This window comes from Paraburkholderia sediminicola (assembly GCF_046027825.1).
Lineage (GTDB): Bacteria > Pseudomonadota > Gammaproteobacteria > Burkholderiales > Burkholderiaceae > Paraburkholderia > Paraburkholderia sediminicola_D.
In genome coordinates, this window is record NZ_JAQQDU010000013.1 from 61,376 (window position 1) to 72,891 (window position 11,516).

Annotated in this window: 9 protein-coding genes; 5 read left to right on the top strand and 4 right to left on the bottom strand. The window is 63.5% G+C overall.

What is annotated here, in order from left to right; genetic code table 11:
• The first annotated feature begins 29 nt into the window (after window positions 1-29).
• From PQQ96_RS09640 to PQQ96_RS09655, 4 genes are all read left to right on the top strand, one after another.
• On the top strand, window positions 30-1,253 hold the full coding sequence (locus tag PQQ96_RS09640) for an efflux RND transporter periplasmic adaptor subunit (protein WP_408291136.1): 1,224 nt from the start codon (window positions 30-32) through the stop codon (window positions 1,251-1,253).
• The gene (locus PQQ96_RS09645; protein WP_408291239.1) at window positions 1,253-2,779 is read left to right on the top strand and encodes an efflux transporter outer membrane subunit; all 1,527 of its coding nucleotides are present in this window, start codon (window positions 1,253-1,255) and stop codon (window positions 2,777-2,779) included. Before PQQ96_RS09640 ends, PQQ96_RS09645 begins: the two co-directional genes overlap by 1 nt.
• 78 nt (window positions 2,780-2,857) lie before the next feature.
• Window positions 2,858-3,544, top strand: coding sequence for a heavy metal response regulator transcription factor (locus PQQ96_RS09650; protein WP_091802526.1), 687 nt, complete (start codon window positions 2,858-2,860; stop codon window positions 3,542-3,544).
• On the top strand, window positions 3,541-4,965 hold the full coding sequence (locus PQQ96_RS09655) for a heavy metal sensor histidine kinase (protein ID WP_408291138.1): 1,425 nt from the start codon (window positions 3,541-3,543) through the stop codon (window positions 4,963-4,965). Before PQQ96_RS09650 ends, PQQ96_RS09655 begins: the two co-directional genes overlap by 4 nt.
• Here PQQ96_RS09655 and dinB read toward each other — a convergent pair.
• The 4 genes from dinB to PQQ96_RS09675 form a co-directional block, all read right to left on the bottom strand.
• Complete coding sequence (gene dinB / locus PQQ96_RS09660; protein WP_408291140.1) at window positions 4,962-6,128, bottom strand: DNA polymerase IV; 1,167 nt, start codon at window positions 6,126-6,128, stop codon at window positions 4,962-4,964. The two genes, PQQ96_RS09655 and dinB, sit on opposite strands and share 4 nt — an antisense overlap.
• A gap of 182 nt (window positions 6,129-6,310) precedes the next feature.
• Window positions 6,311-7,456, bottom strand: coding sequence for a substrate-binding domain-containing protein (locus tag PQQ96_RS09665; RefSeq protein WP_408291142.1), 1,146 nt, complete (start codon window positions 7,454-7,456; stop codon window positions 6,311-6,313).
• A gap of 130 nt (window positions 7,457-7,586) precedes the next feature.
• Window positions 7,587-8,588 (bottom strand): ABC transporter permease, encoded by a 1,002-nt coding sequence (locus tag PQQ96_RS09670; protein WP_408291144.1) that lies wholly within the window; start codon window positions 8,586-8,588, stop codon window positions 7,587-7,589.
• Window positions 8,585-10,246: a sugar ABC transporter ATP-binding protein gene (locus PQQ96_RS09675; protein ID WP_408291146.1), complete on the bottom strand. Its 1,662-nt coding sequence runs from the start codon at window positions 10,244-10,246 to the stop codon at window positions 8,585-8,587. Before PQQ96_RS09675 ends, PQQ96_RS09670 begins: the two co-directional genes overlap by 4 nt.
• A 250-nt stretch (window positions 10,247-10,496) precedes the next feature.
• Between PQQ96_RS09675 and deoC the strand changes: the two genes are divergently transcribed.
• Entirely contained in the window at window positions 10,497-11,507 is a 1,011-nt protein-coding gene (gene deoC, locus PQQ96_RS09680; protein WP_408291148.1) for a deoxyribose-phosphate aldolase, read from the top strand.
• The last annotated feature ends 9 nt before the right edge of the window (window positions 11,508-11,516 follow it).

Consider the following 11,516-nt stretch of genomic DNA (forward strand, 5'->3'; position numbering starts at 1 on the left):
TTGACGGCTGACTGAGATGGCTGACTGAGATGACCGAAAAAACCCATGCATCGCTGGCGATTCCCGCGCGAGAGACCGAAGGTGGCCACGCCTTGCCGCCGCGCCATCGCGAATGGAAGCGCGCCAAAATGGCTGTCTGGATCGTGTTGGCGCTGCTCGCGCTCGGCGCGTTGCGCACCGTGGTCGCGAATATTCTGCAGAACCGCTCGGTCGCTGAAACGACGAAGCAGAACGCCACGCAGTATGTGAGCGTGATAAGCCCGACGCAAACGGAGGGAAGCGGCAACACCTTGCTGCCGGGCACGTTGCGCGGCAATGTCGAATCGCCGATCTACGCGCGCTCCACCGGTTACCTGCTGCACTGGTACGTCGATATCGGCGCGCGGGTGACGCAGGGGCAACTGCTTGCCGATCTGGATACGCCGGAAATCGATCAGGAACTCGCGCAGGCGTTGGCGCAGCGTCAGCAAGCCAGTTCGAGTCTCGGCCTTGCCAAAAGCTCGGCGGACCGCTGGCAACAATTGCGTCAACGCGATGCGGTCTCGCAGCAGGAACTCGACGAGCGGCAGAGCACGTACACCCAGGACGTCGCCAACCTCGCTGCCGCCGATGCCAACGTGAAACGCCTGCAGCAACTCGAATCCTTCAAGCGCATCGTCGCGCCGTTTGCGGGCGTGGTCACGCAGCGCAATGTCGACGTCGGCGACCTGATCGACGCGGGCAGCGGCACGAGCCGCGCGCTGTTCGCGCTGGCGCAGTCGGATCCGCTGCGGGTCTATGTACAACTGCCCCAGGCGTACGCCGAGAACGTGTCGGTCGGACAGAAGGTGGTGGTCACGCAGGCCGAATTGCCGGGGCAGCAGTTCCACGGCACGATCACGCACATCTCCGGCGCGATCGACGTGCCAACCCGCTCGCTGCAGATCGAAGTGACCTTGCCGAATCCTGACGGCACGCTGCGGCCCGGCGCGTATGTGCAGGTGGCGGTGCCGGCGGCCGCTCATGCGCAATTGACGGTGCCGGGCAATGCCTTGCTGTTTCGCGCCGAAGGTCCACGGCTCGCGGTGGTCGATGGAAATGGCAATGTGGTGTTGCGCAAGGTCGTCATCGCGCAGGACCTGGGGCAGTCGCTCGAAATCGAAAGCGGCATCGACGCGAACGACAAGATCATCATCAACCCGAGCGATTCGATCGCGGACGGCGATCACGTGCAGATCGCGCAGCCGCAGAAGAGCGTCAAGGGGGCGTCGTGATCGCGAAGCAGGCAGGCGCTTATCGGGCACGAACGACGCGAGCGACACGCACGGCGCTTGCGGCGGCCGCGAGCGCCGCGTTGCTGGCCGCGTGCACGGTCGGCCCGGATTATCAGCGGCCGCAAGCCGAGGTGCCGCCGGCCTGGCAAACCGATTCGTACTGGCGCGTCGCGGCGCCTTCGCATGCGCCGATTTCGCCCGACTGGTGGAGCGCCTTCGGTGACCCGACACTCGCCGCGCTGGAAACCCAGGCGCTCGCGCAGAATCAGACACTGGCCGCGGCAAGCGCGCACTATGAGCAGGCCAAAGCGACGCTCGCCAACACCCGTGCGCAGCAGATTCCCGAAGTGGATCTGAGCGCGACCGGGTCGCGCTTCAGGATCTCGCAGGACCGGCCGCAAACGAGTTACTCCACGCCCACCACGTCGACGGTGCAGAACAATCTGCAACTCGGCCCGACGATCAACTACGACACCGATCTATTCGGCCGGATACGTCGCGAAGTGGAAGGCGCCACGGCCTCCGCGCAGCAATCGGCCGACGACCTCGCCAACGCACGGCTAGTCCTGACCACCGATCTCGCCACCGACTATTTCTCGCTGCGTGAACTCGACGCCGAGATCGACGTGCTGAATCAATCGGTGAAACTGCAGCAAAAGGCGCTCGATTACGTCACGGCCGAGCACGATCTCGGCTCGGTGTCGGGGCTCGACGTGTTGCAGCAGAAGTCACTACTCGATTCGACACGTGTGCAGGCGCAACTGCTGTTGAATCAGCGCGCGCAGGAAGAACACGCGATTGCCGCGCTGGTGGGCGTGCCCGCGCCGCAGTTCGCAATCGAATCCAAAGTGCTCGACACGCAGGTGCCGCCGATTCCGCTTGGGCTTCCGAGCGACGTCTTGCAACGCCGCCCGGATATCGCATCGGCGGAGCGCGCCATGGCCGCGGCGAACGCGCAGATCGGCGTCGCCAAGGCAGCGTTCTTCCCGAGCCTGACGCTGATGCCGGGCATCGGCTGGGAAAGCACGCAGTTCGCGAGCTTGCTGAGCGCGCCTACGTTGATGTGGACGCTCGGCGCGACGGTCGGCCAGGTGCTGTTCGACGGCGGCCGCCGCGCGGCCAACGTGAAATATGCGAGCGAAGGCTACCAGGTCACCGAGGCGAATTACCGGCAAACCGTGCTCACCGCATTCCAGCAGGTGCAGGACGGCATCACCGGCCTCTCGGTGCTGGATGGCGCGGCGAAGCAGTCGCACGAGGCGGTGACCGATGCGCAGCATCTGCTGTCGCTGGCCAACGACCGTTATTCGGGCGGCCTGGTCGCCTACCTCGACGTCATCACCGCGCAGCAGTCGCTGCTCACCAGCGAGCGTCAGGACGTGCAGATCCACGGCCAGCAGATGACGCTGTCGGTTTCACTGGTGAAGGCGCTGGGCGGTGGCTGGAATGCCGGCACGGACGTGGCGGGCTCGCCGGCGCCAGGCAGCACGACGGACACGAAGGAGGCGATGGCTCCCGCGAAGTGAGCCGCTCGACAATGACACGGCCAGACAGGAAAGAGGAAAACAAGGCGTTTCGTATAATGCAGATTCAAGGGGACGCGCATGAAATTGCTGATCGTTGAAGACGAGCATAAGGTGGTGGACTACCTGCGCTCCGGTTTGACAGAGCAGGGCTGGGTCGTCGACGTCGCGCTCGACGGCGAGGAAGGCATGCATCTGGCGACTGAATTCGACTACGACGTGATCGTCCTCGATGTCATGCTGCCCAAACGCGACGGCTTTAGCGTGCTGAAGGCGCTGCGCATGCGCAAATCGACGCCGGTCATCATGCTGACCGCCCGCGATCACGTGAACGACCGTGTGCGCGGCTTGCGCGAAGGCGCTGACGATTACCTCACCAAACCCTTTTCCTTTCTTGAGCTGGTCGAGCGGCTGCATGCCCTCGCGCGCCGCACGCGTTCGCAGGAGTCGACCCTGATTTCGGTGGGCGATCTGTTCGTCGATCTGATCGGCCGGCGCGCCACCCGCGATGGCGTGCGGCTTGATCTGACTGCCAAGGAATTTCAGTTACTGAGCGTGCTGGCCCGCCGCCAGGGCGATATTCTCTCGAAGACAGCGATCACCGAGCTGGTCTGGGACGTCAATTTCGACAGCCATACGAACGTGGTCGAAACCGCAATCAAACGACTGCGCGCCAAGCTCGACGGGCCGTTTTCCTCCAAGCTGCTGCATACCGTGCGCGGCATGGGTTATGTGCTCGAAGTGCGTGAGGAGGCAGAGCAATCATGAACCGTTCGATCGCCCGCCGCCTCGCGTTGATGTTCGCGCTGGTGGCGCTGCTCGTGTTCACGTTGGTCGGCACCTGTCTGTTTCTGGTGTTGCGCACGCAACTCGAACACCATCTGCGCGAATCGCTCGACGCTCGCACCGAGATCGCGCGCATCATCGTCTATCACGCGGTGACGCCGGAAAAGTGGCGCATGGCCCGCGAGAAGCTCACCGACATGACGCCGCACGACGGCAGCACGGTGTACTCGGTAACGAGCGCCGATCCGCATTTTTTCTATGGCAAGCCCATCGAGGGGCCGGTGGTGTCGAGCTGGCAGGGCGGTTACGCGAAGATTTCGCCGGTCGGCGGCGGCGCGGACATGCTGACCGTCAACGTGACGATACCGGCTTACGGCGCCCGACCAGCTGTGCAATTGCAAGCTGCCGCCAGCTGTTCGCCAAACGCTCGCACGATGCGCGTGTTCGGTTCGTCGCTCGCCGCGTTGTCCGCGTTGGGCAGTCTCGCCGTGCTGCTGCTGAGTTACTCGGTCACGCGACTCGGTCTTGCGCCGTTGACGCGCCTGACCAGAGACGCGTCCGCAGTGAGTCCGAATAACCGCTCACAGCGGCTGAATACGGCCTCACTGCCGCTCGAATTGAACGATCTGGCCAACTCGTTCAACGGCGCGCTCGAACGTCTGGACGGCGCATACGGCCGCCTCGAGTCGTTTAACGCGGATGTGGCTCACGAACTGCGTACGCCAGTCACGATTCTGATCGGGCAGACCGAGGTGGCGTTGACGCGCAATCGCTCGGTCGACGATTTGCGCCATACGCTGCAATCGAATCTCGAAGAGTTCGAGCGTATGCGCGCGATCATCAACGACATGCTGTTTCTCGCCCGTGCCGACCAGGGCGAGCGCGCGACGGGCCTCGTCGAAGTGTCGCTGGCCGCGGAAGTTGCGCATACGCTGGAGTTCCTCGAGATTCCGCTGGAAGAAGCGCACGTGCATGCGCAATTGCGCGGTGACGCGGTGGCGCGTGTGAACCGCTCGCTGTTCGGCCGCGCCTGCACGAATCTGTTGATGAACGCGATCCAGCACTGTGCACCGGGCGCGGCGATTACGGTGACGATCTCGGATGTGCGCGATCAGTTGCGCGTCGCGGTGGCCAACCCCGGCGAGCCAATCGAGCCGGCCGTGCTCGAGCATCTGTTCGACCGGTTCTATCGCGCGGAAGTCTCTCGTACCAATAGCCGCGAGAACCACGGGCTGGGTCTGGCGATCGTGAAGGCGATTGCGGAAATGCATCGCGGCACGGTGTCGGCGGAGAGCGCGAACGGGATCAACACGTTTGTGTTTTCGATTGCGGCGTCGAGTGTGGAAACGGGCTTGCCGGCGGCGCGCACGAATGCCGGTGTCCCGGTGGAAGCAGCGGGTTAATCGTCGCTGGTAAAAGGCAAGTCGGCCTGAACCGGTACGCGCTGCTTTGCCGGTTGCGCGTTGGCCGGCGTCAATGCGCTCACGCGTACGCCCAGCAGCCGCAACTTGCGGTTCAATTCCACCCGCCTCAGACATTCAGTTGCGGCGCGCCGGATCTCGGTGGCGTCGGCCGTGGGTTCGTCGAGCGTCAGGTCGCGCGTGACCGTGCGGAAGTCGTCGTAGCGCAGCTTGATGCCGACGGTGCGCCCCACATAGCCCTTCCTCACGAGATCTTCCGCGACCCGCACGCACAAGCCGGTAAATGAACTGGACAGGGCGGGGCGATCATGACGCGGATGCAGATCGCGCTCGAAGGTCGTCTCGCGGCTCATCGACTTGGGCTCCGATTCGACCACCACCGGCCGCTCGTCGTAGCCTTGCGCGACTTGCATGAGCCACGCCGAGTAGCTGCGCCCGAAGTGGTCCTGCAACAACCCCGCATCCGCGGCAGCCAGATCGCCGACCGTGGCGAGGCCGAGCGCGGTGAGCTTTTCCGCGGCCTTCGGGCCGATCCCGTTGACCTTGCGCACCGGCAACGGCCAGACCCGCAATGGCACGTCCGCCGGCGTCAGGATCGTGAGACCGTCGGGTTTGTCGAGTTCGGAGCCGATTTTCGCCAGCAGCTTGTTCGGCGCCACGCAAATGGAGCAGGTGAGCCCAGTGGCCTGATTGACGGCCTGCTTGATGCGCGCGGCGATCTCGCGCGGCTCGCCCGGCAACTCGGTAAGGTCGATATAGATTTCGTCGATGCCGCGGTCTTCGATCCGATCCGTGAACTCGGCGACCGCTGCTTTGAACAGGCGCGAGTAGTGGCGATACGACTCGAAATCGGTGGGCAGCAAAATCGCGTCGGGTGCGAGTACGGCGGCTTTCATCATGCCCATCGCGGAGAACACGCCGAGCGCGCGGGCTTCGTAGGTGGAGGTGGTCACCACGCCGCGGCCCGCGTAATCGCGCAGCTTCGCAAAGCGGCGGCTGCCGTCTTCAAGCGTTTGCGGCACACCATTGCGCCCGCCGCCGATCACCACCGCCTTGCCGCGCAGTTCCGGATAGCGCAAGAGCTCCACGGACGCGTAGAACGCGTCCATGTCCAGGTGCGCGATGCGGCGGCTTGCAGAACTCATGGAGGGCGGAAACGGATGACGGTGCGGGCAGCGAGCATAACAGGCGATGGACGTGGCCGTTGCCCTGTCGGATAGCCTGCTGCGCCGGGCGCCAGGACGCGCGAGTCATGATGCGCTGCACGCCGGACGCCAAACCGTAATAGTACCTTGCTCCACCGGGGCAAGGTACGGTGCCTGAAGCGTCAACCGCAAGCCGGCTTGGCTTTCTTGCAGGCGTCAGCAAGCTGGGGCGGCGGGTCTTTCTTGAACACTGTTTTATAAGACTCGAGCACGTTCGCCTGAACGACTGGCAGGGACTGCACGCCGATCCACGCCGGCGGCGTTTGTCCGATCAGCGCCTTCATCATCGCCATCGCCTCGGCGACGCCTTGATCGTACGGGCGTTGCGAGCCGGTTGCCTTGAGCGGTCCGCCCTTGGCAATCTCGATAGCGGACTGAAGGCCAAGATCGACCGTCGTGACGGGAATATTCACCCCTTGCGCCCGCATCGACGTCAGCGTGTCGAGCGCCGGTTGATCCCAAACGGCGAACAGCCCCTTCACGTCCGGATTCCCGGTGAGGAAATCGCCTGCGATTTGCCCCACTTTCGACGGGTCCGTAAAGGCGACCTGCTTGACCTTGATGTCCGGACGATTTTTCTTGATCCAGTCGTTGACGGCCTTGGTGCGTTCCGTCGTGCTGAAGTAATCCACGCCGAAATTCACGAGCCCGATCGTGCCGCCCTGCGGCACGCACGAGGCGAGCACTTTCGCCGCGATCTGGCCGTTGCCTTCGCTGTCGGCGGAAATCATCGACGCGTATTGCTCAGGATGCTTCAGCCCGGCCGGCACGTTGTCCATGAACACGAGTTTGATCCCGGCCTCGGACACTTTCTTGTACGTGGCGGCCGTTGCTGTTCCATCGACCGGGATGGAGATGATGCCGTCCGGGTGACGCTGGATGGTGTTCTCGATATCCGCGATCTGCTTGTCGACCTGGTACTCCGCCGAGGCCGTGCCGATCACGTCCACGCCGTATTTCCTGAGCGTATCCGTGATGCCTTGCACCTGTAGTTGCGACCAGTCCAGATTCATGGTCTGCATCGAAATGCCGACCTTGAATTTGCCGGCCTTGATTTTGGCGATGTCGGCGTCGCTCAGCTTCACAGCGTCCACCGAGGCCGCTTTTTCGCCGTTCGGACCTTGTCCGACAATCGTTTTCGGTCCGATGGAACCGGCCGGCAGGCTGGTCACGCATTGCGCGTAGACGCCCGGCGACGCCAGCGCCACGACGGTGGCCACCGCCAGGAGAGTGGGTAGAACGCTTCCTGAGCCACGACGATGTTTCATGATTCTTCTCCGTTGGTCTTCCTGTTGGTGTTACGTCTCCTGCCATTCACGAACAACGCGGGCACGTGAGTTCACGCGTGACCGGCGTGCCCTTGTCACTTTCTGGCTTACTTCCTGAGTCATTTCCTGCTCATTTCCTGGTAAAGGCCACAGCCGCGACGATGATGGCCCCCTTGATAACTAGCTGCAGCGATGAGCTGACGCCGAGCAGGACCAGCCCGTTATTGAGCGTGCCGATGATGAGACTGCCGAGCAGCGTGCCGAGCACGAAACCGCGCCCACCGAACAGGCTGCAGCCGCCGAGCGTCACGGAAGCAATCACATCCAACTCGAGTCCTTGCACGACATCGGGTCGCGCCGCATGCGAGCGCGCGGCGAGGACGAGCGCGGCGAGCCCTGCCAGCATGCCGGTGAGAATGAAGGCGAGGGTGGTCACGCGTCTCGTGTTGATGCCGGAGTAGAGCGCCGCCGTTGGATTGCCGCCGGCCGCATAGATCTGCCGGCCGAACACGCTGTAATGAAGCAGCAGGATGCCGGCGATCACGGTCAGCACCGTCCAGATGATCGGTACCGGCACACCGGCAATGTCGCCCTCGCCGAAGATCGCGATGAACGAGTCGTTGGTGATGATCTCGGGCCGGGTTGTTGTCACCATCAGGGCGAGTCCGCGTGCGGCGCTCAAGGTGCCGAGCGTGACCAGGAACGAGGGAATGTTCAGCCGCGTGGTCACGAGCCCGTTGATCGCGCCGACGATGGCGCCGGTGCCGATGCCGGCAATCGCGCCAACGATCCAGTTATCGCCGACATACGCCATGGCGAGCGCCGCGGACATGCCCGACAGCGCCAATGTCGACCCCACCGACAGATCGATCTGCCGTGCAATGATCACGAAGGTCATGCCGACTGCGATGATCGACACGAGCGCGGTTTGCCGGCCGATATTCAGGAAGTTGTCGATGGAGAGAAACCACGGCGAGGCGAAACTGAAGACCACCAGCAGGATCGCGAACGCGCCGTAGAGCGCATAGGGCCGGTCGCCTTGCAGGAGGAGTTGCGCGATGCGCCGCATACGGCTCTTCTGCGGTGGCGATGCCTGCCGTTCGGACGTCAGCGGCGAGACAGAATCGTTCATATTGCGTTGGCTCCGAGGGAAGTCCCACGCCCCGGAGGAAGTCCCTCCGGGGGATTGGGGGACTCGATGGACGAACGGGACTGTTGGATCAGGTGATGAAGCGCTTCGGCGTTGGCGAGTTCGGCGCGCTCGACGGTCTTGACGATCGCGCCGTCCGCGACGATCGAGATCCGGCCGCACAGGCGCAACAGTTCATCGAGATCCGAGGAGACGACGAGCACGCCCGTGCCCGCCCGCGCGGCGTCATGGATTACGCCGTAGATCTCCTCGCGTGCGCCGACGTCGACGCCGACCGTCGGTTCGTCGAGCAGAAGGATCCTGGGCCGCGGGTGATTCCACTTCGCGAAGACGACTTTCTGCTGGTTGCCGCCGGATAGAAACTTGACCGCGGTCGACGAGCCAGATGCCTTGACGGCCAGCTCTTTCATCGAGCGCTTCGCCTGATGGACGGCCGCCTGGCTGCGCAGCCACCCCCAACGCGAAAATTGCGGCAAGCGCGGCAAGGTCAGGTTGCGCTCGATCGAATGATCGAGGACGAGCCCTTCAAGATGACGGTCTTCGGGCACCAGCGCCACGCCGAGCCGGATGGCTTCGGCGGGCGTCATACGCGAGCGGGATTGGCCGTCGATCACAATGGCGCCCGTCTCGATTCTGCGAATGCCAAAGATGGTTTGCAGCACTTCCGTGCGCCCACTGCCGATCAATCCCGCGAGCCCGTGGATCTCGCCGCGGCGAATCATGAGGTCGACGTGGCGAAGCCGGTCATTGCTCACGTTCGACAACTTGAGGATGGGCGCAGCGGCGGCATGGAAGGTGGCCAATGTTTGCCGTCCGACAGCAGACTCATCGCCCGCAATGCCGACAGCAGTCCTCTCCCTTGCCTGAAACGCGGCATGGCCGGGCCCGACGATCGCCGCGACCAGTTGCTTCATGTCCGTTTCGGCTGTCGGGAACGTACCGGCGTTGGCGCCATCACGAAACACGGTGACGCGCTGCGAAATTCTGAACACCTCATTCAACCGATGCGTCACGTAGATCACGCCAACGCCGCGATCCGTGACCGCGCGAATCGCGTCGAACAGGATCTGCTCTTCGCCGCCCGTCAGCGCCGAAGTGGGTTCGTCGAGGATCAGCACGCGCACGTCGCCCATCAGTGCCTTGCAGATTTCGGTCATTTGCCGGTACGCGAACGGCAACGCGCCAACCGGTGTGCGCGGATCGAGCGGGATGCCGTGCGAGCGGAGGAATTCGCCGACGGTGGCCATCAGTTGCCGGTTCTTGACGAAACCGAGACGCGTGCGGGGCTCGCGCCCCAGCATCAGATTCGCCCCGACCGAGAGCGATTCGACCAGGCTCAGATCCTGGTAGACCACGGCAACACCGGCTTCACGCGATTGCGCCGGCGAGTCGAACGCCACTTTCCGGCCGGCGATCTCAATGATGCCGTCGTCGTAGGTGTGAACGCCGCTGAGGATCTTGATCAGCGTGGATTTGCCCGCGCCGTTTTCTCCCAGCAAGGCGTGGACTTCGCCGGGCAACACGTCGAGGCTGACGCCGCGCAGCGCCTGCACGCCGCCAAATCGCTTGGTGACGCCCGCAACACGGATCAGCGGAACCTGAGGCGATGACGCGGCCGCGACCGCTACCGGCTCACTCATCTGGGATGTCTCCTTCGTCGATACGACGAAATTTTTCTCTTTGTGTGGTGCGATCGGTCAACACCGGGTTGTGATCTTCGCATCATGAATATGATGCGTCAATAACACGAGCGGTACTGGAAACGCTTTTACTGCCGGTTATGTGATGATTACATCGTAATGCTTGTTATGATTCTATCAATCGTTGTAGCATAAGTGGGAACAAATTGCCGGCAGCTGTTGTGCGCTGCGCCAAATTTCTGGACGTCTCATGCCCGAAGCTTCTTCCATGTCTTCTTCGGTCGTCGCCCTGCGCGGCGGGCCGCTCATTCATCCGGTCCGCAACCCCGGCACGCCGTTCGACGCGTCGTGGCTGGACGGCTTGCGCGTCAACCAGTCCGCGGTCGAACGGCGCACGGCGACGCTTGCCACGCGCCGCACTGTCAAGAAAGATGCGCAGGCCGCGTGGCTGCTCAAGGCCGTCACCTGCATCGACCTCACCACGCTCAACGGCGACGACACTGAAGGCCGCGTGCGCCGCCTGTGCGCGAAAGCGCGCCAGCCGGTACGCGCCGATCTGCTTGACGCGCTCGGCATTGCGCCGCAGGGCATTGCCACGGGCGCGGTCTGCGTCTATCACCGCTTCGTCGCGGCGGCGGTGGATGCGCTGCACGGCAGCGGCATTCCGGTCGCGGCGGTATCGACCGGATTTCCCGCCGGGCTGATTCCGCATCCGCTGAAGCTGAAAGAGATCGAAGCCTCGGTCGCGGACGGGGCGCAGGAAATCGACATTGTCGTCACGCGCGAATATGTGCTGACCGGCAACTGGCAGGCGCTGTACGACGAAGTGCGCGACTTCCGCGCAGCTTGCGGCCCGGCACACCTGAAGACAATTCTGGCAACCGGCGACATCCGCACGCTCTCCAACGTGGCGCGCGCCTCGATGGTCTGCATGATGGCCGGCGCCGACTTCATCAAGACGTCGACCGGCAAGGAAGGCGTCAACGCCACGCTGGATGTTTCGCTGGTGATGGTGCGCATGATCCGCGAATACCAGGAGCGCACCGGCGTGCCGATCGGCTTCAAACCGGCGGGCGGCGTGTCGAACGCGAAGTCAGTGCTGTCCTATCAGATCCTCATGAAGGAGGAACTCGGCCGCCCGTGGCTCGAGCCTGAGCTGTTCCGTATCGGCGCATCGAGCCTGCTGGCCGATATTGAACGCCAGCTCGAACATCACGTGAGCGGTCGTTACTCCGCTTTCAACCGTCACCCCGTAGCCTGAACAGAAGAC

Coding starts and splice junctions, on each gene's coding strand:
- PQQ96_RS09655 (WP_408291138.1), top strand. CDS start 3,541: ATGAACCGTTCGATCGCCCGCCGCCTCGCGTTGATGTTCGCGCTGGTG.
- PQQ96_RS09670 (WP_408291144.1), bottom strand. CDS start 8,588: ATGAACGATTCTGTCTCGCCGCTGACGTCCGAACGGCAGGCATCGCCA.
- PQQ96_RS09650 (WP_091802526.1), top strand. CDS start 2,858: ATGAAATTGCTGATCGTTGAAGACGAGCATAAGGTGGTGGACTACCTG.
- PQQ96_RS09675 (WP_408291146.1), bottom strand. CDS start 10,246: ATGAGTGAGCCGGTAGCGGTCGCGGCCGCGTCATCGCCTCAGGTTCCG.
- PQQ96_RS09640 (WP_408291136.1), top strand. CDS start 30: ATGACCGAAAAAACCCATGCATCGCTGGCGATTCCCGCGCGAGAGACC.
- dinB (WP_408291140.1), bottom strand. CDS start 6,128: ATGAGTTCTGCAAGCCGCCGCATCGCGCACCTGGACATGGACGCGTTC.
- deoC (WP_408291148.1), top strand. CDS start 10,497: ATGCCCGAAGCTTCTTCCATGTCTTCTTCGGTCGTCGCCCTGCGCGGC.
- PQQ96_RS09665 (WP_408291142.1), bottom strand. CDS start 7,456: ATGAAACATCGTCGTGGCTCAGGAAGCGTTCTACCCACTCTCCTGGCG.